The sequence below is a fragment of the Nocardioides sp. genome (assembly GCF_047602075.1).
Taxonomy (GTDB): Bacteria; Actinomycetota; Actinomycetes; order Propionibacteriales; family Nocardioidaceae; genus Nocardioides.
This window is the reverse complement of sequence record NZ_JASGIF010000001.1, coordinates 1057349-1081582: the sequence shown is the minus strand read 5'-3', so window position 1 is coordinate 1081582 and position 24234 is coordinate 1057349. Positions and strand designations below refer to the sequence as shown.

20 protein-coding genes are annotated in these 24234 nt (G+C 67.8%); 9 read left to right on the top strand and 11 right to left on the bottom strand.

Annotated features, from left to right (window positions below):
* Positions 1–39: 39 nt before the first annotated feature.
* Complete coding sequence (locus tag QM714_RS05540) at positions 40–4221, top strand: alpha-(1->3)-arabinofuranosyltransferase family protein (protein ID WP_415098374.1); 4182 nt, start codon at positions 40–42, stop codon at positions 4219–4221.
* Here QM714_RS05540 and QM714_RS05535 read toward each other — a convergent pair.
* The 3 genes from QM714_RS05535 to QM714_RS05525 are packed head-to-tail and all read right to left on the bottom strand — an operon-like array spanning position 4136 to position 8944.
* Positions 4136–5332 carry an acyltransferase family protein gene (locus tag QM714_RS05535; protein ID WP_415098372.1) on the bottom strand — a complete coding sequence of 399 codons (1197 nt, stop codon included), beginning with the start codon at positions 5330–5332 and terminating at the stop codon, positions 4136–4138. The two genes, QM714_RS05540 and QM714_RS05535, sit on opposite strands and share 86 nt — an antisense overlap.
* The gene (locus QM714_RS05530; RefSeq protein ID WP_415098370.1) at positions 5329–7161 is read right to left on the bottom strand and encodes a hypothetical protein; all 1833 of its coding nucleotides are present in this window, start codon (positions 7159–7161) and stop codon (positions 5329–5331) included. The genes QM714_RS05535 and QM714_RS05530 overlap by 4 nt, the downstream gene beginning before the upstream one ends.
* A 19-nt stretch (positions 7162–7180) precedes the next feature.
* Positions 7181–8944, bottom strand: coding sequence for a hypothetical protein (locus QM714_RS05525; RefSeq protein ID WP_415098368.1), 1764 nt, complete (start codon positions 8942–8944; stop codon positions 7181–7183).
* A 207-nt stretch (positions 8945–9151) separates the two neighbouring features.
* Between QM714_RS05525 and QM714_RS05520 the strand changes: the two genes are divergently transcribed.
* Positions 9152–10069 carry a DUF3068 domain-containing protein gene (locus QM714_RS05520; protein ID WP_415098366.1) on the top strand — a complete coding sequence of 306 codons (918 nt, stop codon included), beginning with the start codon at positions 9152–9154 and terminating at the stop codon, positions 10067–10069.
* Positions 10070–10101: 32 nt separating this feature from the next.
* On the opposite strand, the gene QM714_RS05515 is transcribed toward QM714_RS05520, so the two are convergent.
* The 5 genes from QM714_RS05515 to QM714_RS05495 all read right to left on the bottom strand — a co-directional run bounded on the left by QM714_RS05515 (position 10102) and on the right by QM714_RS05495 (position 15581).
* Positions 10102–10935, bottom strand: a complete 834-nt coding sequence (locus tag QM714_RS05515; protein WP_415098364.1) for an ABC transporter ATP-binding protein — start codon at positions 10933–10935, stop codon at positions 10102–10104.
* Complete coding sequence (locus tag QM714_RS05510) at positions 10932–11930, bottom strand: FecCD family ABC transporter permease (RefSeq protein WP_415098362.1); 999 nt, start codon at positions 11928–11930, stop codon at positions 10932–10934. The genes QM714_RS05515 and QM714_RS05510 overlap by 4 nt, the downstream gene beginning before the upstream one ends.
* 47 nt (positions 11931–11977) lie before the next feature.
* Entirely contained in the window at positions 11978–13549 is a 1572-nt protein-coding gene (locus tag QM714_RS05505) for an iron chelate uptake ABC transporter family permease subunit (protein ID WP_415098360.1), read from the bottom strand.
* A 71-nt stretch (positions 13550–13620) separates the two neighbouring features.
* Positions 13621–14628 carry an ABC transporter substrate-binding protein gene (locus QM714_RS05500; RefSeq protein WP_415098358.1) on the bottom strand — a complete coding sequence of 336 codons (1008 nt, stop codon included), beginning with the start codon at positions 14626–14628 and terminating at the stop codon, positions 13621–13623.
* A gap of 122 nt (positions 14629–14750) precedes the next feature.
* Positions 14751–15581 (bottom strand): class I SAM-dependent methyltransferase, encoded by an 831-nt coding sequence (locus QM714_RS05495; RefSeq protein ID WP_415098356.1) that lies wholly within the window; start codon positions 15579–15581, stop codon positions 14751–14753.
* 232 nt (positions 15582–15813) lie between these two features.
* On the opposite strand from QM714_RS05495, the gene rpsA reads away from it, so the two are divergent.
* A complete protein-coding gene (gene rpsA / locus QM714_RS05490; RefSeq protein ID WP_415098354.1) occupies positions 15814–17286 on the top strand; it encodes a 30S ribosomal protein S1 in 1473 nt (490 codons plus the stop codon).
* Positions 17287–17363: 77 nt separating this feature from the next.
* Here the strand turns inward: rpsA and QM714_RS05485 are convergent, their stop codons facing one another.
* Positions 17364–17489 (bottom strand): hypothetical protein, encoded by a 126-nt coding sequence (locus tag QM714_RS05485; protein WP_415098352.1) that lies wholly within the window; start codon positions 17487–17489, stop codon positions 17364–17366.
* Positions 17490–17636: 147 nt separating this feature from the next.
* Between QM714_RS05485 and QM714_RS05480 the strand changes: the two genes are divergently transcribed.
* On the top strand, positions 17637–18347 hold the full coding sequence (locus tag QM714_RS05480; RefSeq protein ID WP_415098350.1) for a hypothetical protein: 711 nt from the start codon (positions 17637–17639) through the stop codon (positions 18345–18347).
* On the opposite strand, the gene QM714_RS05475 is transcribed toward QM714_RS05480, so the two are convergent.
* Positions 18299–19417: an ISAs1 family transposase gene (locus tag QM714_RS05475; protein WP_415098348.1), complete on the bottom strand. Its 1119-nt coding sequence runs from the start codon at positions 19415–19417 to the stop codon at positions 18299–18301. The two genes, QM714_RS05480 and QM714_RS05475, sit on opposite strands and share 49 nt — an antisense overlap.
* Positions 19418–19438: 21 nt before the next feature.
* On the opposite strand from QM714_RS05475, the gene QM714_RS05470 reads away from it, so the two are divergent.
* Together QM714_RS05470 and QM714_RS05465 are read left to right on the top strand one after the other, a co-directional pair.
* Positions 19439–19771 carry an RNA polymerase sigma factor gene (locus QM714_RS05470; protein ID WP_415098346.1) on the top strand — a complete coding sequence of 111 codons (333 nt, stop codon included), beginning with the start codon at positions 19439–19441 and terminating at the stop codon, positions 19769–19771.
* Between the two features lie 10 nt (positions 19772–19781).
* A complete protein-coding gene (locus tag QM714_RS05465) occupies positions 19782–20372 on the top strand; it encodes a hypothetical protein (protein WP_415098344.1) in 591 nt (196 codons plus the stop codon).
* A 20-nt stretch (positions 20373–20392) separates the two neighbouring features.
* On the opposite strand, the gene QM714_RS05460 is transcribed toward QM714_RS05465, so the two are convergent.
* Positions 20393–20593: a hypothetical protein gene (locus tag QM714_RS05460; RefSeq protein ID WP_415098342.1), complete on the bottom strand. Its 201-nt coding sequence runs from the start codon at positions 20591–20593 to the stop codon at positions 20393–20395.
* A 93-nt stretch (positions 20594–20686) separates the two neighbouring features.
* Between QM714_RS05460 and QM714_RS05455 the strand changes: the two genes are divergently transcribed.
* The 3 genes from QM714_RS05455 to QM714_RS05445 all read left to right on the top strand — a co-directional run bounded on the left by QM714_RS05455 (position 20687) and on the right by QM714_RS05445 (position 24231).
* The gene (locus QM714_RS05455) at positions 20687–21631 is read left to right on the top strand and encodes a helix-turn-helix domain-containing protein (protein ID WP_415098340.1); all 945 of its coding nucleotides are present in this window, start codon (positions 20687–20689) and stop codon (positions 21629–21631) included.
* 500 nt (positions 21632–22131) lie between these two features.
* Positions 22132–23796 (top strand): IS1634 family transposase, encoded by a 1665-nt coding sequence (locus QM714_RS05450; RefSeq protein WP_415096759.1) that lies wholly within the window; start codon positions 22132–22134, stop codon positions 23794–23796.
* 60 nt (positions 23797–23856) lie between these two features.
* A complete protein-coding gene (locus QM714_RS05445; protein WP_415098338.1) occupies positions 23857–24231 on the top strand; it encodes a PLD nuclease N-terminal domain-containing protein in 375 nt (124 codons plus the stop codon).
* Positions 24232–24234 lie beyond the last annotated feature (3 nt).

Genomic DNA, 24234 nt, shown 5'->3' with positions numbered 1-24234 from the left:
GCCGCAGCCGCCGCAGCAGTCCCGGTCTAGGGTGTGCGCATGTCGTCCCCAGCCCTGGCGCGGGCACGCGCCCGGACCGGGGATGTGGACCCGCCGGCGCGCGCCTCGCTGACCAGCCCGTTGCGACAGGCGGGCTACGCCGCGATCCTGACAGCGCTGTGCTTCATCCAGGATCCCGGCCGGATGGTGGCCGACACCAAGTTCGACCTGCTGACTGATCCGTGGCACTTCTTGGCACGTGGGATTCAGCTGTGGGATCCCAGCCAGTCCTTCGGGCAGATTCCCGACCAGAGCTACGGATATGCCTGGCCGATGGGTCCGTTCTTCTTGCTGGGGGATCTGATCCAGCTGCCACCTTGGGTGACCCAACGGCTGTGGTGGGCGCTGCTGCTCTGCCTGGCGTTCTTCGGGATGCTGCGCCTCTTGGACCGGCTGTCCGTGGGCACCGAGCTGACCCGGGTGGCTGCCGCGTTCGCGTTCGTGTTCACGCCCAGGATCACCACCTTGATGGGCTTGGTGTCCGTCGAGATCTGGCCGATGGCGCTCGCGCCCTGGGTGTTGTTGCCACTGGTGCGCGGCTCGCGATCCGGGTCGGTACGGCGTGCGGCAGCGCTGAGTGCCTTGGCGGTCGCCTCCGCCGGGGGAGTGAACGCGGTCGCGGTGGCGGCTGTGCTCCCGCTCGGCGTGATCTGGATCGTCACCCGTTCACCCGGTCCGCGCCGGTGGCCCTTGTTGGGCTGGTGGACGGCGTTCACCATCGCCGCGACCCTGTGGTGGAGCGGCCCACTGCTGCTGATGGGGCGCTACTCACCCCCGTTCCTCGACTACATCGAGAACGCCAACATCACCACCCTCCCTACCGACCTCACCCGGAGCCTGCTCGGACTCTCTGACTGGGTGGCCTACTTCAGCGGTCACGAGTTCCAGGCCGGGCTGCACATCGTCGGCACGCCGTACCTGGTCATCGATGCAGCGCTGATAGCGGCGTTGGGTCTAGCCGGGATGGGCCTACGTGGCGCGCCGGAGCGCCGCTTCTTGATCATCGGGCTGCTGGTCGGCCTGCTCCTGGTCGGCATCGGCTACGCCGGTGATCTCGGCGGATTCTTCGCCGAGGACCGCCGCCGCTGGCTGGATCTGGGCCTGGCCCCGCTCCGCAACGTGCACAAGTTCGACGTGGTGCTCCGGATCCCGCTGATCATCGGCCTGGCCCACGCGTTGACCGAACTTCCCAAGCTGCTGCAGGGGTCCGGCTCGATCATCGCCACACGAGTGTTCCGCGTCGCGACGGCGCTGGCGCTGGTCGCCCTGGCCAGCCCCTGGCTCTACACCCTCATCCCCGCACAGGACGGCGTCGAAGCCGTGCCGGCCTACTGGCAGCAGACGGCGGACTACCTCGCCGAGCACGACGACGGCTCTGTCGCACTCGAGCTGCCCGCCAGCTCGTTCGGGATCTACCAGTGGGGGAACGTCCACGACGACGTGCTCCAAGGCCTCGCCCGAAGCCCCTGGGCGGTGCGCAGCGTCGTCCCTCTGGCCCAGCCTGGCAACGTCGTCTTCCTCGACGCGGTCACCACGGTCGTGGAATCGGGCCGGCCCAGTAGCGCGCTGGCGCCCTACCTCGCTGCCAACGGGGTGGGCACCCTGGTCGTCCGCAACGACCTTGACCGCGTGCTGACGGGCGCACCGGATCCGGCGTACGTCCGCGCCGTGCTCGCAGAGTCGCCAGGCATCGAGCTGGTCAAGTCATTCGGTCCCTGGGTCGGCACGGCGGCCTACACGCACGCGCCGGACGAGAAGCACACCCGGCTGGTGACCGGAAGCGGCGTATCGGCCATCACCAGGTCGATCGACATCTATCGAGTGACCGACCCACAGACAGCGACGCTCTCCGAGTCCGGTCAGATTCTCGTGGGTGATCCCGGGTCGCCGTTGGACCTGGGCATGGCGACGGTGCCGATGGTGCCGAGATCGTTGGCCGCCGACCATGATGACCGTCGCGCCGGCCCGGTGACGGGACAGGTCCTGACCGATGACCTCAAGCGGCGCGAGGTGAACTTCCCTGCCGTGCGCTGGAACCGGTCGGCGACGATGACGGCCGGCGACGGCTACCGCCTGAGCGGGAAGGAGCAGTCGCATCGCCTGGTGGACGACGACCGGCGGTGGAACACCGTGGTCACCTGGCGCGGGGGTGTCGACGAAGTCACGGCCAGCTCGTCCCAGGCGTACGCCGACGCGACCCCGCCCCTGGCCATCGGATCGGCTCCCGGAGCGGTGTTCGACCATGACCGTGCCACCTCGTGGGAGTCAGCCCGCGACGCCGACCCCAACGGTCAGTGGTGGCAGGCCGACTTCTCCCGGTCCCGCACCGTCGGCCGAGTAGCCGTAGCACTCAGCCGCGACTCGGTTCCCCTCCGATCGCTCAAGATATCTGGCGGTGGTCAGTCCCGTGTCGTCCGAGCACCCAAGCCAGGCAGCGCTGTCACCTACTCGGTCGGCCTGCCGACGACAGACAGCCTGCGGATCACCGCGGTCTACGACGGCCCGCTGCTCACGGGGACCGTGGCGTTCAGCGAGGTAGGCATCGACGACCTGCTGCCTCGGCGGTTCCTCCGGCTGCCGCAGCCAAAGGCAACCTCACCGGTCGACGTCGTCGCCCTCTCCCGCGACCCCGGCCGATTCCCGTGCGTCCAGGTGGAGTCGGCGTTCACCTGCGACCCGCTGCTCGGCGCGCCCGGTGAGGACGGCGACACGCTGGCTCGCGAGTTCACTCTGCCGCGATCCGTCGGCGAGGACTCTGTCTACACCGTCGAGGCGATGGCCTCGTTGCGTCGCAAGGGCGCCAGCTGGCGGACCCTGCTGCACGGCACCGGAGTCCGGATCCGCACCGTTCCCCACGGCTACGGGGATCCGGCCCGCCGGCCCGGCGCCATGGTCGACGGAGATCCGTCGACGACCTGGGTCGCACACGGCCCGCGGCCGACGATCAGGCTTCGTCTGCCCCACCCGACTCGCGTGTCGAGGATCGCGGTGACCCTCAACCCAGCAGCACCGGCGTCGGCGCCCGATCGGATCCTGGTCCGAGCAGGAAGCCACCAGCGGGTGGTCGACCTCGGAGCCGACGGGCGGGCCAAACTTCCGGGCTGGCGCACACGACATCTGGAGATCGGCGTCGAGTCGACGCTGCCGGCCTTTTCCGCGCAAGGCACTGGGTACGTCGAGCTGCCGCCGGGCGTGACCGAGCTCAAGATCAACGGCCGACCCTTGACCCACGCCGTCTTCAGCACGGTGGTGGTCCCGTGTGGGAAGGGGCCCCGGATCGACGTCGGAGGCACCATCTTCGATACCACGCTCCAGGCGAATGCGCGGACCCTGCTCCGCGGCACCTCGGTGCCGCTGCAACTGTGTGGCACCGAGCGCGTTCGGCTCGGTGGCGCTGAGCAGGTGATCGGGGCACCGACGGAAGCAGTGCGGGTCGACTCGCTGACGCTGACCCGACCGGGGGCCGACCTCGGCACGGCCTCGTCGCTCGAGGTGGATCGCGACGAGGACGGCGTCCCCACGGCGGTGCGGGTGCCTGCGCGCGACGTCGACTCTGTCGTGACGCTGCCGCAGAACATCAACGCCGGATGGCGGGCGACCCTGGCGGGCAAGCAGCTCGACGTGCAGCGGATGGACGGCTGGAAAGAGGGTTGGGTGGTGCCACCGGGCGCAGCCGGGACCATCCGCCTCCACTTCGTCCCTGCTCGGTCGTTCGACCTGCTGCTGATCCTCGGAGCGCTGCTGTTCGCCGGGGTGGTGGTCGCGGCCAGCCCGTTGAGCCTTGGCCGGTTCGGGCTGCGTTGGAACGCTCGTTCTCAGGCGGAGGAACCGCCCCCGCTGCAACCCGGGGCCTCGAGATCGATCGACGTCGTGGTGGTCACGGTCGCGGCTGGACTCCTCGCCGGTTGGCTGGGCCTGGCCCTGCTCGGCGGCGCCGTTCTGGTGGCGCGCCGCATCCCCGGGTTCCGAGCCTGGAGCCTGGTGTCCGCGGTGGCCTTGATGATCGCTGGGGCTGGGCTGACCTGGGGGCCACTCAAGGGTGAAGGCTGGGGAGCGGACTGGGCCCAGGCCTGGGCGATGGCCGCGGTCGCGTGCCTCAGTGTCTCTCTGCTTGCTCGAACTCCAGCTGATCGGCACGAGTCGCGGGAGGTTCCCGACGCATCATCCACGAGACGTTCTTGAACCTGAGGATGGGCCGCTCGAAGTATCGGTAGGACAGCGTCGCCAGCGCGGCGGTCAGCACGAAGTCGCTGATCAGAATGGTGAAGAAGCGGCCGGTGAACGGAACGATGTCGAGCGTGCGGAACAGCCAGCCCATCACGAACAAGTGGATCGCGAACACGCCGTAGGAGATCTCTCCCAGCCAGACCGGGATCCGACCGGCCATCGCCTGACGCACCCGGCCTTGCAGCTCGGGGCCGAAGACCAGCGGAAGCAGGAAGAAGGCGCCCGCCAGCGTGTAGAGGACCGTCTTGGTGCCGGCCTCCCAGGCCAGCGGCATCGCGATGATCCGGGGACCTGCGACGGGTGTGCAGGCGATGGCGAACAAGGCGGTCGCCAACATCCAACAGCCGGTCAGGTCGTGTCCGAGCCGCTCCAGGACGTGGTCTCGCGGGCGCACGCTGAGGGAGGCGCTGACGGCTGCGAAGACCATTCCGGCCAGGAACCAGGGGAGGTAGCCCGGGAGCCACTGCAGATAGTGACCCTCGCTGCCGGGGATGTGAGCGAACCACATCTGCCAGGCGACACCCAGGACAGCGATCACCGAGGCTCGCCACCACAGGGTCGGCAGGTGCAACCCGTCGTGACGCCGGGTCCGCGTCAACAGCCAGCACAGCCAGGGCAGCACCAGATAGAACGCCACCTCGGTGGCCAGGCTCCACATCTGGGTCAGTGACTGTGGGAGCAGGGTGGGGAAGTAGAGCTGGGTCAAGGTGAAGTGGCGGACCCAGACCTCCCAGCCAAGCCCCTGGTTGGCTGGGTCGAACAGCAGCGCGACGGTGACCATGAGCCAGTAGAGCGGCAAGACCCGCAGCGCGCGCTTCCACAGATAGTGCCGCGTCGACGGGGACCGATCCCCGCGCGCCGTGGCGAGGAAGAACGGTCGGGCGAGCAGGAAGCCGGAGAGGATGAAGAAGATGGTCACGCCGAAGTCCAGCCTGGTGAGCACGCCGCCGGTCCAACCGCGCAGGATCTGGCCGGTGTTGTAGGCGGCGTGGGTGGTCAACACCATCACCGCACCGATGCCTCGCACGGCAGTGAGGGCCGGGAAGCGGCGGTCGTGCTGCGTCATGACGCCATCCTCGCTCGTGGAGGTCCGATGATGACATCGCCGACGCACATGGTCGCACCGCCGATCAGGCCGCCGAGCTCGACGGCGTCGAAGGGCTGGTCGCCTGCCTGGAAGAAGAGGTGGTGCAGACCACCGCTCACGCTGGCGTGCTGCGTCTTTCCGCCGGCGGTGACGGTGATGGCGCTGTCGGCCGTGGCGAGGTAGCCCACCTCGACCCACCAGCCGGGGTAGACCACCTCGCGATCGAGGTTGATCACGGTCGTGGCGGACGAGACCGGGTAGCCGCAGGCGGGTTGGTCGCCGGGTGGCGCGGCGGACTCTGAGGGAACCTCGGCCGGCCGGATCCGGCCGTCGAGGGCGACCACGTTCAACTGATCGGTCGACCAGGTCACGAAGTCCAGACCATGGTCGATCGGGGCGAGGAGGTGGCTCACGGTGTTGTTGGGGCGGGCGATCTCCCAGATGAGGGTGTTGGGAACGGGGCCGTCCACGACCGGGGTCCCAGCCGGGGCCCGCTGAGCATCGGCGATGAGGTTGCCGAAGAAGGTCTTGGCCGGCTGGTCGATGTGCCACTGGTGGATGTAGCGGGAGGTCGAGAGGGTTCCCAGCGCAGCGACCACGATGCAGGCTACGACGGCTGGTCCGCGGCGATCCAGCAGCGCACTGGGACGACGAACCTTCACGGGCTCCGCCGCGCCGATCACCGGCATGGTCGCAAACGCGAGGGCCGCCGCGGTGACCGCGGACATCTCGGTGAGATAGCGGAGCTCGAAACCGATCACCGGCCCGATCATGGTTGCCCTGGTGGCGGCCACGAGCAGCACGTCGCAGATCAAGAAATACGCCGGCAAGACGAGCGCTCGCAGGGACCGTTCTCGGGAGCGGGCCACCTCGCGAAGGAGCAATACCAGCGCGATTCCGGCTGCGAGCACGACGGGTGACGGCGGTGCCGCGAAGGAGATCGGTGCGCCATCGGTGTGCGACCAGCGCAGCGGGCCGCCGAAGACTCCGGTGAGCCAGCTGCGCAGCAGCAGCGTGTCGGCCGTCGGTCCGATCGGGACCTCCGCGACGGCGCCTGGATCGTAGTTGAGGCCGTAGCGGATGTAGATCGCGAGATAGGCCAGGCCGAGCAGGGTGTTGGCCACCACGGAGAGGCGGTAGTCGCGCCATGTCTGGGCGATGCGGTCTCGAGCTCGACCGGTGGTGAAGTAGGTGACCGTGACGATCGCCAGGGCACCGATCACCAGGAGCGCCTTCTCGTAGAAGAGCAGGCCGAACAGCACCCACGCGCAGGCGGCCAGGCCGGCGGCGGGCCGCCGTGTCCTGGCGTACTGGATCTGGCTGGCGAGTGCCCAGCACAGGCTGATCACGAAGGGGAGCGCCTGGATCCCGCTGGCCCACCACACGGAGCCCTGCACGGTGAACGAGGTGGCGAGGAAAACCACCAGCGGCGGCACGATGCCCCAGCGACGGCCGAAAGCGACCAACATCAGCCTCAGGAAGCCGATGTTGGCGACGAGCTGGAGCACGGTCAGCGTGATCGCCGCGAGGGTGAAGTCGTACGGCGATATCCGGGTCAGCAGGCCGGTGACGTAGAAGTCGGCCGGGAGCAGGTGTCCCGCATAGCTGGTCATCAGGTGCTGGAGCGAGTTGCCGCCGGGGGCGACCGAACCAATCACATACAAGAAGTCGTCGCCGGTCCACCACGAGCCGAAGGAGGCCCACGCTCGGTAGCCGACCTGCGCAGCGAGCAGAGCGAGGGCCACAGGGACCACCCAGGCGTTGGCCGGGTCGTCTCCGCGTAGCCAGCGGTGCAGTGTCTGCCTCACGAGGAGCTTTCGACGGGACTCACTGCTGCGCGCCCGGATCGCCGAGAACGAGCTTGGTGACACAGGCGTCGGTCCCGGGAGCGCTGTTGTCGAGCGTGACCTCGGAGAAGCTGCCGTCTGCTCGGAAGTAGGCGGTGTGCATGCCCGCCGGAAGCTTCATCGTCGTGGAGGAGGTGCCTAGACCGATGCGGACCGAGAACGGCTCAGGGGCGGCATAGTCCATGGCGATCCACCAACCGCCGCCGATGACGGGGCCGTCCAGCGGGATGGTCGTGGGGGAGTGCCCCAGGATGTACCCGCAGCCGGTGCCACCGATCATCGTGCGGGCCGGCGGGATCGTCACCGGTCTCACCGTTCCGGTGTCGTCCAGCACGAAGAGGTCGTCGACAGCGGTCTCGGGAAAGGTCATCTGGTCGGCGAGGTGGCGGAACACGTGGCTGTAGGTGTTCTCCGGGTAGCCGAAGGCCCAGAGCAGGTTCTGCGGAAGGCTCAGGTCTACCAGTGGCACCGGTGTGACCGGGGAACGGGCCAGGGAGGCCTTCAGGTTGTCGAAGTAGGGGCGGGTCGGGTTGGACTGCTGCCAGTTCTGCACATAGCCCAGCGTGGAGACCACCGCTGCCGCCACGACCGCGACGGTGAGCACCTTGATGACTGCGGGGCGCTCCTTGTCGACATCGGCTCCGGGACGGAGCTGGTTGACCTCGACCGCGCCGATCAGCGGCAGGAAGGCCAGCCCTGCCGCCAGCACGAGAATCGCCGCAGACTCGGTCTGGTAGCGGTACTCGAGACCGATGTCCGCCCCGACCAGGTTGGCCCGCGCCGAGGACAGCAGGTAGACGTTGGCGAGCAGTGTGAACCCCGTCAGTGTCCACGCACGACGGCTGATCGTGCGCGTGGTGGCGGCGTACCAGACCAGGGAGCCCAGGGCTACCCAGGAGCCCAGGCTGATCAGGTCGGTAGGGCTGGCCAACGCGTTGGCCGACATGGCGCGCCACTCGAACGGCCCACCGATGGCCCCCGTGCTGAAGGCGACGGCGATCAACCGGTAGGCCACCGAGCTCATGAGTTGGGCCGACGGTTGATCGGAGCCGAAGGCAACGCCGACCTGGAGGTAGATCACGAGGTAGGCGACGGCCAGGACGCCGTGCGCAACGACTCCGGATCGGTAGCGGCGCTTCCATAGGCCGACGACCCGGTCGCCCAGGGTCCCGGTGGCGAACCAGCAGAGCGCCACGAGGGCATAGACGCCGAACAGGATGAACGTCTTCTCGTAGAACGCCAGCCCGAACAGAGTCCAGGCCAGCGTCACGACGAGCGGACGCCACCTCCCGGTGCGGAGGTACTCCAGATGGGCGTGCAACCCAAACGCCAAGGCGATCTGCAGGGGCAACTGGTTGATGCCCGCGGCAAACCAGACGCCGGCGGGCACCGTGAAGATGTAGAACAGGTATCCGGCGAGCAGGGCGAGCACGACCCGCGTCTCCCCGAACATGCTGCGCAGCAGGCGGAGCATGCCGACGGCTGCCACGACCTGCATCAGCACCAGGACCCCTGCCCAGACGGGCCAGCGATAGGGCGCCCAGGTCGCGAGAGCCTTGATGACGAGCCAGCCCGCAGGCATGACGTGACCGGCGTACACCCGGCTGACGAAGTCCCAGTCGAGAGGGTCGTTCATCCCTGCCGAGAGGAAAGCCAGGTCATCGAAGTAGAACCAGGATCGGCTCAGCGCCCAGACTCGGAACGCCACAGCGGCGAACACCAAGAGCAGCCCGAGACGGGTCACCCGCGAACTGGCTAGCGGGCGGACAGCCGCGCGGAGCAACGGGCGGGCTGACACTCGGGGGAGTATGTCACAGGGCCGAGTCGCCAGAGAGGCCCTTGTGGGCGGATCGCGCGGACCGCGTTTCCACGGTCAGGGCGGCGGACATCGCCGGCAGGTGGCTGCTACTCTCCCCCCAACCTGAGTGGGGGCTGGGAGGACTGAGGTGCCATGAAGAAGGTCTTGATCGCGTGGGTGCTGCTGCTCCTGGGCGCGTTCTTGTTAACCACCGCAGTGTTGGCCAGGTTCTGGGGGACCCCCAACTCGGAGCGAACTCCGCTGAACACCGACAACCGGACCTACCTCACCGGACAGGCACAGGTGCTCGACCCGGCCACCGGCAAGGTCAACGACAACCCGGTCAAGATCACCAACATCACCCAGGTCGACGCCAAACGGTCCTCGGACAGCGTGATCGTCTTCGTGACCGCGACCTGTGTGAACGTGGATGAGGACGACCCGGCCGACTGTCTACCGGACTCCGACCCTCGGATGATCAGCGTGAGTCAGTCCAACTTCGCCACGGATCGGCACACCGGCGAGGCCGTCAACGACTCGAAGTACGTCACGACCGACACGCCGATGGAGGGTCTCGTCAACAAGTGGCCCTTCAACCCCGAGCGGAAGACCTACCAGGTCTGGGACAGTCTGACCGCGTCCGCGCATCCCGCGGAGTACGTCGGCACCGACACCATCGATGGCCTGAAGGTCTACCAGTACCACGAGGTGATCACCGATGCCCCCATCGACCTGGGCAACAACATCGACGCGCTCTACAACCTCGACGAGACCTACTGGATCGATGCGCGCACCGGGGCCATCATCAAGCAGGAGCTGCACGACGTGCGGACGCTCAAGGACGGCGGGGACACTGCCCTCGACCTGACCGCACAGTACAGCGACAAGACCGTGTCCGCGAATGTGTCCGACGCCAAGGCCAACGCGAAGAAGCTGAACCTGGTCAGCAAGACGATCCCGCTGGGGGGCCTGGTGACCGGGCTGATCGCGCTGCTGGGTGGCGCCGCGCTGCTGCTGAGGGGTGGCAGATCGGCGTCCTCCGAGTCCGAATCGGAGACAGAGGACAGCTGAAGAGGTGGTGGCCCGGCCCAGGGCTACCTGGTCTAGACCGGCCCACCCGGCGCGCCGTAGACATGGCGGCTGCCGACCGGGACCACCAGTGGCCGTCCCGAGGCCGGGTCCTCGATCACTCGGGCAGTGAGTCCGAACACCTCCTGCAGCAACTCGGCGGAGATCACCTCGTCCGGGGCGCCGGCCGCGACCACCTGGCCGTCCACCATGGCCACCAGGTGGTCGCTGTAGCGCACTGCGAGGTTGAGGTCATGCAGGACCATCACGACGGTTCGACCGAGGTCGTGATGCAGCTGGTCGACCAGGTCGAGCACGTCGATGGCGTGCGCGAGGTCGAGATAGGTCGTCGGTTCGTCCAGCAGCAGGAGTCCGGTGCCCTGGGCGAGCACCATCGAGATCCAGACTCGCTGGCGTTGACCACCCGACAGCTCGTCGACCGGGCGGTCGGCCAGGTCCAGCATCCCGGTCAAGGACAGCGCCTGGGTCACCTCCGCTTGATCGCCAGATGACCATTGTCGGAACCAGGACTGGTGTGGATGGCGGCCGGTGGCTACCAGGTCTGCCACGGTCAGCCCCTCCGGCGCGACCGGTCCTTGCGGCAGCATGCCCAGCACCCGGGCCACGTCCCGCGTCCGCATCGAGGTGATCGCCTTGCCGTCGAGCAGCACTCGCCCTGAGCGCGGTGTCAGCAGTCGGCCGAGGGCACGCAGCAACGTCGACTTCCCGCAGCCGTTCGGCCCGATGATGGTGGTCACGCCGCCGGTCGGGATGGTGAGCGTCAGGCCGTCGACGACGACCAGGTCGCCGTACGCGAGCACCAGCTCCTCCGCGCTGAGGCGACTGGTGGGCTGCTCGTCGGTGGTCATCGGCCGAACCTCCGATTTGCCCGAATGATCAGGTACATCAAGAAGGGTCCCCCGATCGCCGTCGTCACCACCCCCACGGGCAGGTCGCCCGGGAGCAGGGTTCGAGCGGCGAGGTCGCTCCCGACCAGCATCAGGGCGCCCATCAGGGCCGACGCGACCAGCGGTGGGCGGGGTGTGCGCACCAGGCGTACGGCGAGCTGAGGTGCCACGAACGCGACGAACCCGACCGGCCCTACCGCCGCTACGCTGATCGCGGCCAACGCGACCGAGGTCAACAACAGCACGGCCTGACTCATCCGCACCCTCTCACCCAGCGCGGTCGCGGCGTCGTCGCCGAGCATCAGGGCGGACAGACCGAAGGCGGCGACGACGATGACGGCGGTCCCGCACGCCACGGCGAGGAGAACGGGTCCGGCATCGAGCCAGTCGACCTCTTCGAGCGATCCGTTGAGCCAGAGGTTGGCGCGGGCCACATCGTTGAGATCGGCAGAGACCAAGATCCACTCGGTCGCCGCAACCAGCAGCGCGTTGAGGCCGATGCCGACCAGGATCAGGCGGAAGCCCTCCACTCCGTTGCGCCACGACAACAGGTAGACCGCCACAGCGGTGACCAGGCCGCCGACCAGGGCGGCCAGAGGCAGCCCCCACCACACGGCGGCGAGTGCGCCGCCGTAGACGATCACCGCGACCGCGGCAGCGCTCGAGCCCGCAGTGATGCCGAGCATGTCCGGGCTGGCGAGTGGGTTGCGAGTGAGCGCCTGACTGATCGCTCCGGACGCGCCGAGCGCCAGCCCCACCAAGAGGCCGACCAGTGATCGGGGCAGACGAAGGTCGACCACGATGAACCGATCCACGGTGTCCCCGCCACCCAGCAGCACGCGGGCGACGTCCGTCGGCGGAATCGGAAAGTCCCCGTGGCTGACGTTGAGACAGAGCAGCACGAAGCCGACGGCGACCAGGACCAGGTTGACCACGATCATCCTCGGCCGCCACACCAGTGAGACCGGACCAACTCTGAACGCCGGGCGCGTGGACAAGGTGGTCACAGGGAGGCCAACTTCCGACGCCGCACCAGGGCGATGAAGCAAGGTGCTCCGACTACGGCGAGCACGAGCCCGACCTGCAGCTCGCCGGGACGAATCACCACGCGGCCGATGACATCGCAGGCAACCAGCACCAGCGCGCCGATCAGCGCCGAAGCGGGGATCAGCCAGCGATAGTCGGGCCCCATCACGATGCGTGCCAAGTGGGGCACCATCAGACCCAAGAAGGCGATCGGACCGCAGATCGCGGTCGCCGTGCCCGCCAGCACCGTGATCCCGACCACGCCGACCACCCGCTGCACCCACACCGTGCTGCCCAGTCCACGTGCGACATCCTCGCCGAGGGCAAGAAGGTTCAGGCTCGGTGCGCTGACCAGGGCGATGAGTAGCCCCAGACCGAGAAACGGTGCCATCGGCAGCCAGACGTCGAGACCGCGGCCGGCGACGGAGCCCACGATCCAATGACGGTAGGCATCCAGCGTGGCGCGGTCGGCCAGCACGATCGCGCTGGTCACCGAGCTGAGGAAGGCGCCGAGCGCACAACCGCCCAGGACCAGCGACAGCGGTGCGCTGCCACCGCCGCCGATCGAGGAGAGACCGAAGACGAGCGCGGTGGCCAGGAGTGCTCCCGCGAAGGCGAACCACACGTAGTCGGTCGGCCGGGTCAGCCCGAGAGTGTAGATCGCCACGACCACGGCGCAAGCGGCCCCTTCGCTCACCCCGAGGATGCCCGGATCGGCGAGCGGATTGCGGGTGTGCCCCTGGATCAGCGAACCACTGACGCCCAGGGCGGCACCGACGGACAGGCCGACCAGCACACGGGGCAGGCGCTGGTCACGGACGATGATGTCGGTGTCCGTCGGTGCGACGTCGTAGGCGTCGACGAGATGGGTCCACCACGCTGACCAGCCAGCGACGGGGTGGCTCACCAGGGTCTGCACGTCGGTCCAGCTCAGTGCCGACGGCGGGAGCAGGGCGTGGCCGATCTGTGCGATCGACATCGGTCGGGCACCGATGGCAACGCTGGCCAAGACGGTGACGGCCAACAAGACAAGCAGGGCTGCCAGGGCAGCGATCCGTCGTCGTCGGATCGCGGCCGGACCGCGCTGGATCGTGAATGGGGTGAACCCCTCGTCGACCGCGGTGGCGCGCCAGACCACCTCGGTCCGACACCACGTGTCGGCAAGCGTCGCGCGGTCAACCCGCCAGAGCGGCCGCAGCGTGCCCACGACGGTGACGAGATCGACCGTGCGGGCAAGTTGCCGGATCAGGCTGCGGCGTGCGCCGGTGGGGCCGCGACTGGCGCGGTCGCGGACGACCAGACCGCACCAACGCTGCCCGACGCTGGCCCCGCGGCGACCTCGACTCACCCCGAGGTTGACGATCCACCACCAGCTGATCGCCCCAGCAAGGACGCCGCCGAAGACGACCCGGTCGGCCTGCCCGCCGCCGTTCTCGTCGGCCAGCGCACGCAGGACCTGCAGCCCGAGCAGGACGGGCAGGATGTGCGCAGTCAGGTCGACCAGACCGGCGAGCACCCGCCTCGTGGGTGGCGCCGGCCCGCGCGGCACCTCCCGGCGTGTGTGGTCCTGCCGTGAGGGCCTGGCAGGTTCGAGCTCGGCGAGCGACGTCTCCAAGGGCCTCAGGCCGCCGCTTCGAAGACGTCGACCTTGGTGCCCGGGTCGCCGTCGGCGGCGTTGGCCAGCTGGGGCGCGATCTGGTCGAGTGCATAGAGCAGTGCCTGCGGGCCGCTGAAGGACATCGCGCCCGCGAGGGTCGAGTCCCAGCTGATGTAGACCGTGCGGCCCTCGGAGACCACGTCGAGCGAGGTGAACGATCGGTCGCCGGCGAGGTCGTCGGGAAGGGCTCCGAACACGACGAGAACGTCCTCGTCGAGGAGATCCAGGCGCTCGGTGCTGAGGTCGCCCTCGTGCTCTTGCGCCTCGAAGCCGAGCGCATCGAAGAGGGCACGACGCGGATCGCCCGCGGGCACCAGCCAGTGACCTTCGTCGCTGGGACCGTAGTCGACCACCAGCGTCTGACCCGCGAACTCGGGATGGTCGTTCTTGACCTCGTCGATCCTGTCCTCGACCTTGGTCACCAGAGCATCGGCCTCGTCCTCCAGCCCGAGCACCTGGCCGGTGATCCTCGTCTGGACATCCCAGGGCAGCGCATCGGTGCCGTACTCGGTGGGCTGCAGCACGGTGGGCGCGATGGCGGAGAGCTTCTCGTAGGTCTTCTCGCTGATCTCGTCCCAGGTCGCCAGCGCCAAGATGACATCGGGTCGGGCGGCGGCGATCTTCTCGTAGTCGATCTCGTCACCGAACGTCGGCAGCTCGGCGCCACCGGTCACCTCGGTGACCCAGGGATAGGTGGCGTACTCCTCGAACCAGTCCCGGATGCTGACCGGCACGAGGCCCAGCGCCAAGACGAAGTCCTGATCGTTCCAGCCGACGGTGACGATCCGCTCCGGCTCGGCGTCGATCGTGGTCGAGCCGAACCGGTTCTCCAGCGTGACGGGGAACGCGCCCGGTGTCGACGACTCCGTGGCGGGGTCGTCGGTGTCCGCCTTGTCGGTGGATCCGCACGACGCCAGCAGGACAACCACGGCGACGATGGCGAGGCAGGCAGGAAGGCGGGTGAGAGGCACGAAGTGTCCTTGCTGACCAGAGGGCTCGACAGAGAACGAGTAGGTAAGGCTAGCCTAACTCTGAACGCCCGCCTCCCGAGGTCGTGTCTCACGTTCGCGGCCCCGACGAGATGCTGGGGCTCTCAGCGTGGATCGTGGCCGTGCCACCGGGCGGCCATGATCGCGGTGCCCGGGGTGAGAGCTCCGCGGAGTCGGGACCAGCCGCCCCAGATCCGTTCGTGGCCGTCCGGCCACTCCGGCTCCAAGAACTGCTCGAGGAAGAACCCGGCGCCGGTCAGCAGGGCCACCCAGTCGCCGAGGGTGCGATGGTGCTCGACATAGCTGACCTGTCCGGAGTCGTCGTCGATCTCGACGTACGGCGTCCGGTCCCAGTAGGACTGCGAGGCGGTCAGCCCGTCTGAGCCGGGATCGTCGGGAAACATCCAGCGGGTCGGGTGGGTGATCGAGAAGGCGAAGCGCCCGGCGGGTCTCAACACGCGTGCGGTCTCGTGGACGGCGGCCTCGATGTCGGCGACGAACTGGAGCGCCCCGAAGGAGCAGAAGACCACGTCGAAGCTGTCGTCGGCGAAGGGCAGCTGGGTCGCCGTGCCGAGCACCGACGGCACGCTCACCCCGGTCTCCTGGTCGATCCGGCGCGAGTGCTGCAACTGCCGCCACGACAGGTCGAGGCCGACCGGCCAGCCGCCGTGGGTGGCCACCCACCGAGAGCATTGGCCGGCTCCGGAGCCGACCTCGAGCACGTCGCGCCCCGCGACATCGCCGAGCACGTGCGCCTCGGCCTCGGTCAGGCCCTCGGGTCCCCACACGAAGCCAGCGTCGCCGAGGAAGACGCCGTGGGTCGCCTGGTACTCATCGGAGTAGCGATCCCACTCGCTGCCGTTGGCGCGGCGGGACTCGTCCTCGTCGACGCTCCGACGCTCGACCCGGACCCGCTGCGGGAGGTGGTCGGCCACGGAGCGAGACTACGACCTCGGGCCGGGCGGTGGCGGGTCAGCCGCGGGTTGGACGTGGGCGCGCGCGGGCAAGTACGCTGGTCTGTGCGTCAGAAGTCTGCCCGCGTCCCAGACGGAGCGGACTCGTGCTCGCTATCGCCGGCCCCGGTCGGGGCACACGATCCATCGGTAGTGAAAAGGGCTTGTGGCGCGTCCGCACGACTCCCATCCACCCAAGGAACCAGATTCCCTTATGACGAGCAGCATCACCACCCCTCTGAGTGAGATCGACGCGCCCCAGGTGGCCGTCAACGACATCGGCTCGGAGGAGGACTTCCTCGCCGCGATCGACGAGACCATCAAGTACTTCAACGACGGTGACATCGTGGATGGCACCATCGTCAAGGTCGACCGGGACGAGGTCCTGCTCGACATCGGCTACAAGACCGAGGGTGTGATCCCCTCCCGCGAGCTGTCGATCAAGCACGACGTCGACCCGCACGAGGTCGTCAACGTCGGCGACAAGGTCGAGGCCCTGGTCCTCCAGAAGGAGGACAAGGAAGGCCGCCTGATCCTGTCCAAGAAGCGCGCTCAGTACGAACGCGCCTGGGGCACCATCGAGCAGGTCAAGGAGGAGGACGGCGTCGTCGAAGGCACCGTCATCGAGGTCGTCAAGGGCGGCCTGATCCTCGACATCGGCCTGCGCGGCTTCCTGCCCGCCTCGCTGGTGGAGATGCGCCGGGTGCGCGACCTGCAGCCCTATGTCGGTCAGACGCTCGAGGCCAAGATCATCGAGCTCGACAAGAACCGCAACAACGTGGTGCTGTCGCGCCGCGCCTGGCTGGAGCAGACCCAGTCCGAGGTGCGCCACGGCTTCCTCACCCAGCTCGGCAAGGGCCAGATCCGCAAGGGCGTGGTCTCCTCGATCGTCAACTTCGGTGCGTTCGTCGACCTCGGCGGCGTGGACGGTCTGGTGCACGTCTCCGAGCTGTCCTGGAAGCACATCGACCACCCGAGCGAGGTCGTCGCCGTCGGTGACGAGGTCACCGTCGAGGTGCTCGACGTCGACATGGACCGCGAGCGGGTCTCGCTGTCGCTGAAGGCGACCCAGGAGGACCCCTGGCAGCACTTCGCCCGCACCCACCAGATCGGCCAGATCGTGCCCGGCAAGGTCACCAAGCTGGTGCCGTTCGGTGCGTTCGTCCGGGTCGAGGAGGGCATCGAGGGTCTGGTGCACATCTCCGAGCTGGCCGAGCGTCACGTGGAGATCCCCGAGCAGGTCGTCCAGGTCAACGACGACGTGATGGTCAAGATCATCGACATCGACCTGGAGCGGCGCCGCATCTCGCTGTCGCTCAAGCAGGCCAACGAGACCGCCACCGCGAGCGACGTCGAGGAGTTCGACCCCACCCTCTACGGCATGGCGGCGACCTACGACGACCAGGGCAACTACGTCTACCCCGACGGCTTCGACCCGGAGACCGGCGAGTGGCTCGAAGGGTACGACGACCAGCGCGCCGCCTGGGAGGAGCAGTACGCCCAGGCCCACGCCCGCTGGGAGGCCCATGTCAAGCAGCAGGCCGAGGCCAAGCAGGCCGAGGTCGAGGCCGGCGAGGCGACGTCGTACTCCTCCAGTGGCGACGAGGTCGCCCCGGCCGAGTCCGGCGCCCTGGCGACCGACGAGGCCCTGCAGGCTCTGCGCGAGAAGCTCACCGGCGGCAACTGAGGCTGGCCGTCCGGGCCGACCCTGACCGCTTTCGCTGACCCGGCGTCAACCGACGCCGGGGCAGCGTCATTTCTGCGTCAGCGGCCGTAGCCGGTCAGCCGGACGTAACGCTCGCGGGAGCCGAGCTCGTCGTAGTGGTGCGTGGGACGGGTGCCCGACGGCACCGCGAAGGCCAGCGCGTCAACGTCGGGTCGCGAGCACACCCGGAGGCACCGGATCGTGTGTCGTTCGCGACTCCGCGGCCCTATCGGACCGAAACCCCGGAGACCTTGACTTTGTCCCGTCGTTACCGAGAGCATCAAGCCACCACAGGGTTGGCGCAAGTTCGCCCAAAGCGTAGGGAGAAGCAAATGTACAGTCTCGGGAGCCGCGTGAGGGCGCGGTGGCTTCTTGTGGGGATGGTCGTAGTCTCGGTCATCGCTGCCATTGCATGTGCGCAGGTGGGGGCGATCGACACAGCCCGCGCCAACTCAATGGCATTCGAAGCCGCAGCCGCAAGCGACGACGCCGCCACGCTCGCGAAGGAGACGGGCATGACGTTGGAGGATGCATCGGCTGCACTTGCTGATCAAGCGAAGTTTGGCGACTTGACCGCCCAGCTGCGGAAGCAATTCGCGGACGACTTTGCCGATGCATGGTCGGACTTGGGAGCAAACGGGGCGTCCAGGCATGTCGCCTTCGTTGGTGATGTTCCCGCGGGCGCGCAAGGTATGGTTGAAAGTTCTGGCCTAGAGATCGAGTTGCACAAGGACTATCCAGTGTCCGAAGCGACCCTCATTGAACGATCACAGGACATAGCACGTTTCCTTCATGAGGAATTGAGCGAGGAAGCGACGTTCTCGGTCGGTTTCGACGCCCTGGACGGGTCGCTTCATGTGACCCTTCCTGAGAGTTACCGCGAGGAGGCTGCTGTCAGAGCCGTTGAAGCCCAGGATGATGTCCAGGTTCTCTTCCAGGCAGCTGACCAGGTCGCGTCGCCACATACGAATCAGGGCCCCGGAAAGGTCGTATCTCAGCAGGTCAGGGTGCATGTGAGGGCTCGTTCTGGGTCGCGTGAGTGATGTCTGGTCGCGGCGGCGATGTCGTCGTACCCGGTCAGGCGCAGCAGGTTGAGCGCGGTGTTGCGCAGCGTGGCCATGACGCGGGGAAGGACGCCGGTGCGGACCTGGGAGCGGTCTTCGTCGTAGGTCACGTCGCGGACCCAGTGGAGCTTGTTCTCGATGGCCCAGTGGCCTTGGACCCAGGCGGCCAGGAGAGCGGGCGCGGCATCGCGAGCGTGGGCGGAAGTGATCAGGTAGACGACCTCGACGCTCTTCTTCCCTGCCTTGGTCACGGTGCGCCGGAGTTGAGCGACTTGAGAGACGCCGGTGAACTCGGGCCAGCCTGGCAGTGTCGGTGCGTCGATGACCTTGATGGTCCGGGTCGCGCGCCGTCCGTGACCACGGTCGGTCGAGCGGGCGCCGGCCGGGACCTTGTTCCAGGGCAGCTTCTTCAACGCTGCCAGGAGCTTGGGACGGTTCGCCTTGACCGTGAAGACGTAGTCCGCGCCCGCGTCGAGGATGACCTTCGCGGTGTCGTCTTGAGTGTGCATCGCGTCAAGGGTGATCACGCATCCGCGCAGGTCAGAGGGCGTGAAGGCAGCGAGCAAGTCGCGCACGGCCGGGATCTCGTTGGACTTCGCTTCGACCTGATGTTGGCCCACCACGACACCGGTGGCATGGTCGAGCGCTGCGATCAGATGAGGCGCCGAGGTCGCTGCCGACCTCGCGCCACGCACGGTCTTGCCGTCGATCGCGATCACCCGACGACCAGTGCTGTGACGGACTCGGCACCAGGCGTAGAGCGCCAGGGCAGCATCGAGTGCGGCCGCGTCCAGGCGAGCAAAGAGCTTGCGCAACGTCGACTCCACCGGTGCCGCATCCATACCGAACCGGGCGAGTTGGCCGGTGTCGAGGTCGGCAGCGAACTCGCCGATCGCGGCGAACGACTTCGCGCCCGCGACCACCGCGCACACTGCGACGGCGAGCATCCCGGCCAGGGGGAACCTGACTCCGCGAGGGTCACGCGGGTCGGGCACACGGGCAAGAGCGGTGAGCAGATCGGCGCGTTCATCGATGTTCGCGCCGGCCATTGGGGAAGATGGCATCGACGGGTGGGGCTCTCTGGTCCGGACGGTTGTGTGAGAACTCCCATCCCAGTCCCGCCGGCCCCATCCGTCACAGCCGCCACGCCGGTCTCACCCACACGTTTCCCCAGGTCACAGCCCCGCCAGCCGACCTTTCCGGGGCCCTGCGTGGTCAATAGGCACTATCTGCGTCGTGCGCTAGGTCGAGTGCCCGCAAAGCAGCGTACTGCTCTGGTTCTTCGCTACTACCTTGACTTGGACGACTCCCGGATCGGGGAGTTGATGGGCTGCTCTAGAGCCACCGTCCGCAGTCATATTCACCGCGGCCTACAGAGTCTTCGAGGGGCCATCAGCGAATGAGGAGGCTAAGTTGACGAGAGATCACGGGCGGCTAGAACGCGATCTTCGGGTCGCGCTGAGGAGCGTTGAATGGGATGACTGTGACACCGCCGAACTCAAATCGCGTATCGCGATGTCCATAGCCCGGGAAGCTCGAGGGAAACAACCCTTCCTTATGCCTGCGATCCTGACGGCGATTACGGTCGCGGTGATCATTTCAGTGGTGGCAGCGGTGGTTTCCGAGGGCGACAGACCCGCAAGTCCGGTCCCGGTCACTGGAGAGACTGACCCTGCCTTGAATCTCAGCACGTGGCGCGTCGGCGACGATCGGCGTCACATGATGGTTGCCGGTGTGGTTGCGATCGGTGACGGATGTGTATACCTCCGCTCAGCGACCGGCGAAAAGTACGACGTGGTCTGGCCCGCGGGGTGGGCAGTCGAGCGAGGCGGGACCGGCGGATGGATGGTGGTGTCAGCCGATAGGGGTGTCGTTGTGTCAATGGGGGATGAGGTTCGCGGAGCGGGGGGAACCTACTCTGGCGACTTGGCGTGTCATGTGCCCGGTGCCTCTCCAATGGTATTGGCCCTGGATGGCGCACCTGTCGTCTTCCACAGCAACTGATCGGTGGCCTCCTGTCTTGGTCAGCGGCCGTAGCCGGTCAGCCGGACGTAACGCTCGCGGGAGCCGAGCTCGTCGTAGTGGTGCGTGGGACGGGTGCCCGACGGCACCGCGAAGGCGTCGTTGCGGAGGTAGTGCGTGACCAGCCCGACGCCGGTCACGGTCGACAGGATCCGGGCGACGCTGGGGTGGTGGGACCGGGTGTGGTTGGCTGTGTGCGTCATGTCAGTAATCATGCGGTAGTCTGGTTTCTGCCACGAGTGGCAGGAATGCCATTGTGCATCGAATTCCTGCCACTCGGCCGAAAGGAGTCACCCATGCTCACCAACGTCGCGGTGCTGGCCACCGATCAGGTGGCCGCGTTCGAGCTCGGCCTGCTCTGCGAGGCGTTCGGGATCGACCGGAGCGAGGACGAGGTGCCGACGATCGAGTTCGCGGTGTGTGGACCGACTCGCGGGCCGATCCGGTGCGCCGGCGGCTTCTCGATCTCCCTCGACCATGGCCTGGAGCGGCTCGCCGATGCCGACCTGATCGGCATCCCGGCGATGCCCTGGAGCAGTACCCCCGACCCGGCGGTGCTGGAGGCGCTCCGGGCCGCCCACGACCGTGGCGCCAGGCTGTTCTCGGTCTGCTCGGGCGCCTTCGTGCTCGGTGCGGCGGGGCTGCTCGACGACCTCGAGTGCACCACCCACTGGAAGCACGTCGACGAGCTCGCCGCGCGATTCCCCCGGGCGCGGGTGGTGCCCGAGGTGCTCTACGTCGACTCCGGCCAGATCGTCACCAGCGCCGGCACCGCCGCGGGCCTCGACGCCGCTCTGCACATCTGGCGCCAGGAGTACGGCGCCGCCGTCGCGACCACCGTCGCCCGCAGGATGGTGGTGCCGCCGCAACGCGACGGCGGCCAGGCCCAGTTCATCGCCCGTCCGGTGGTCGAGTGTGCCGCCGAGACGCTGGGGCCGCTGCTCACTTGGATCACCGAACACCTCGAGGACGATCTCGGAGTCGAGACCCTGGCGGCCCGAGCGCACATGTCGGCCCGCACGTTTGCCCGGCGATTCCGCGAGGAGACCGGCACTACGCCGCATGCCTGGGTGACCGCCCAGCGGCTATACGCCGCCGAGGAGCTCCTCGAACGGACGGACCTCTCGGTGGATCAGGTGGCGGCCCAGGTCGGTTTCGTCAACGCCGCCACCCTGCGCCACCACTTCGCTCGCGCCCGAGGCGTCAGCCCCCAGCAGTATCGCCGCGCCTTCGCCTGCTGACAGCGCTCGACGATGACCTGGCGGTCGGCTTGCTAGTCGTCGGCGGTGCTGGCCGATAGGCAGTGACGACCGGCGAACGCCGCCGTGGTCGAGGTCGCTGTCCGGGTTGCTGGTGTTCTCGAGCTCTGCTCGGCCGGAGCGGTTCTGGTCGTCTGCTGCGGGGTTGTGGCGTTCTATGGGTGCTGGGTGCCGGCTCTACCGGTCACTCAGCCCCGACAACCGCGCACCAGACGGGTCCGAGCACCCACAGGCCCGCGGCAGATGAGCATCCGGCACGATGCCCGCCAGGAACCCGGCCGATAGCCGAGGCCGCTCAACAGGCAAAGCAGCAGAGCTAAGCACGCCGGACGCCCGGTCTCGTATCCTCACCCCATGCTGAAGGTCGAACCTGACTTGGGTCACGCGCTTGGGTTGTGTCGGGTCGTAGGCCTGTGACCTGTGGTGATGCGGTGGGTTTGGTGGGTTTCCACGCACTAACGGGGTCGGTTTAGGGTCACTGGATGGCGTTCATCCGACGGGTCCGAACGGCGTCGGGCGCGACGGCGGTGCAGGTCGCGGAGTACGCCGGCCAGGGCCGTCAGCGGATCGTGAAGCACCTCGGCTCGGCCCATACCGAAGCCGAGCTCGGGCTGTTGCTGGAGCAGGCCCGCGAACTGCTGGCCGATCCGTCACAAGGACTGCTGCCGCTCGAGGTCGAGCCAACGCCGGCGGTGGCTGGGCTGGTGCCCGAGGTCGGCGAGCCGCTCCTGTTCGACGTTGCCGGGCGTGACTCGGGTATCGAGGAGGACCGTGTTGCTCGGGGTGCTGGCAGGGACCGGCCCGGCCGGGTGGTGGCGACGGGGTCACGGCTGCTGTACGAGGCTCTCACGGCGGTCTACGACGAGCTGGGATTCGACGTGCTGGGCGACGAGACGTTCCGGAGCCTGGTGGTGGCGCGGATCGTGGAGCCGACCTCGCTGCTTGACAGTGCCCGGGTGCTGGCCGACCTGGGTGTTGCTGCGTCGTCGTATTCGACGATGAAACGCACCCTGCGACGGGTCAAGACCGCCAAGTACCGCGACCAGATCGCCGCCAGGTGCTTTGCCCATGCCCTCTCGGCCGGGGACGTCTCACTGTGCCTGTACGACGTGACGACGCTCTACTTCGAGGCCGAGAACGAGGACGCGTTTCGCAAAGTAGGCTACTCCAAGGAGCGTCGCATCGACCCACAAATCGTGGTCGGCCTATTGGTCGACCGGCAGGGATTCCCCCTGGAGATCGGCTGTTTCGAGGGCGACACGGCAGAGACGACCACGATCGTCCCGATCATCGAACAGTTCGCTGACCGGCATGGCATCGCTGACATGGTCATCGTCGCCGATGCCGGGATGCTCTCGGCGAAGAACCTCACCGCTCTGGACGGGGCTAACTTGAGGTTCATCGTCGGCTCCCGCACCACGAAGGCACCCATCGACCTGGCCTCCCACTTCCGCTGGCATGGGGACGCGTTCACCGACGGGCAGATCATCGACACCACCACACCCAAGAACGCCCGGGTCATCGACAACGACGAACTGGAAAGGGTCGAACCGATCTGGGACCGGCAGCAGCATCCGGGATCGTGGCGGGTGGTGTGGGCCTACTCGGCCAAACGCGCGGCGCGTGACAACAAGACGCTCACCATTCAGGAGAACCGGGCCAAGGACGTCATCGCCGGTGAGAAGAAGGCGAAGGCCACCCGGTTCGTCAAAACCAGCAAGGGCAAACCCACCCTGGACGAGGCATCACTGGCACGGGCTCGCCGGCTGGTCGGGTTGAAGGGCTACGTCACCAACCTCGACGCCACGACGATGCCCGCCGCCGAGGTCATCGCGAAGTACCACGACCTGTGGCACGTCGAGCAGTCCTTCCGCATGTCCAAAACCGACCTGCGCGCCAGGCCGATCTTCCACCACACCCGCGACGCGATCGAGGCCCACCTCACCGTCGTGTTTACCGCACTGGCCGTCGCCCGCGAGGCCCAGAACCGCACCGGGCTGGCGATCGGCAACATCGTCCGACAGCTACGCCCGCTGCGCAGCGCGACCATCGCGATCAACGGTGCCCGGCAGACCTTCAGGCCCGAAGTCACCTCAGGGCACCAAGAGATCCTCGACGCACTGAACTCGCCCGGCGTCACGCACTAACGCGTTTGGCCCAACTCAGGAGCTAAGCACGCCGGACGCCCGGTCTCGTATCCTCACCCCATGCTGAAGGTCGAAGGTCTGGTCGGGCTGGTGGTGCTGGCCCTGTGGATCTACTGCGTCATCGAGGTCATCGGCACCCGGGAGGACGAGGTCCGCAATCTGCCCAAGTTCGCCTGGGTGATCATCGTCCTACTCTTCCCGCTGGTTGGCTCGATCGCCTGGCTGGCATTGGGACGCCCGGAGCCCGGTGGCGCCACGAGGCGTCCTGACCCAGGAGCGACCGCCTATCCGGAGCACGACCGACCCGGCCGGATGCAGGCCAGCAACCCCGACGACGACGAGGCCTTCCTGCGCTCGCTGCGCGAGCGGGCCGAGGAGCAGCGCCGGCGCTACCAGGAGCAGCAGACCGACCCCGAGCAGGACCCGCCCGCCTGAGCT

Bases quoted from the DNA above. Each gene is read 5' to 3' on its own strand.
- QM714_RS05540 (WP_415098374.1), top strand. From the start codon at position 40: ATGTCGTCCCCAGCCCTGGCGCGGGCACGCGCCCGGACCGGGGATGTG.
- QM714_RS05535 (WP_415098372.1), bottom strand. From the start codon at position 5,332: ATGACGCAGCACGACCGCCGCTTCCCGGCCCTCACTGCCGTGCGAGGC.
- QM714_RS05520 (WP_415098366.1), top strand. From the start codon at position 9,152: ATGAAGAAGGTCTTGATCGCGTGGGTGCTGCTGCTCCTGGGCGCGTTC.
- QM714_RS05515 (WP_415098364.1), bottom strand. From the start codon at position 10,935: ATGACCACCGACGAGCAGCCCACCAGTCGCCTCAGCGCGGAGGAGCTG.
- rpsA (WP_415098354.1), top strand. From the start codon at position 15,814: ATGACGAGCAGCATCACCACCCCTCTGAGTGAGATCGACGCGCCCCAG.
- QM714_RS05480 (WP_415098350.1), top strand. From the start codon at position 17,637: ATGTACAGTCTCGGGAGCCGCGTGAGGGCGCGGTGGCTTCTTGTGGGG.
- QM714_RS05475 (WP_415098348.1), bottom strand. From the start codon at position 19,417: ATGGCCGGCGCGAACATCGATGAACGCGCCGATCTGCTCACCGCTCTT.
- QM714_RS05460 (WP_415098342.1), bottom strand. From the start codon at position 20,593: ATGACGCACACAGCCAACCACACCCGGTCCCACCACCCCAGCGTCGCC.
- QM714_RS05455 (WP_415098340.1), top strand. From the start codon at position 20,687: ATGCTCACCAACGTCGCGGTGCTGGCCACCGATCAGGTGGCCGCGTTC.
- QM714_RS05450 (WP_415096759.1), top strand. From the start codon at position 22,132: ATGGCGTTCATCCGACGGGTCCGAACGGCGTCGGGCGCGACGGCGGTG.
- QM714_RS05445 (WP_415098338.1), top strand. From the start codon at position 23,857: ATGCTGAAGGTCGAAGGTCTGGTCGGGCTGGTGGTGCTGGCCCTGTGG.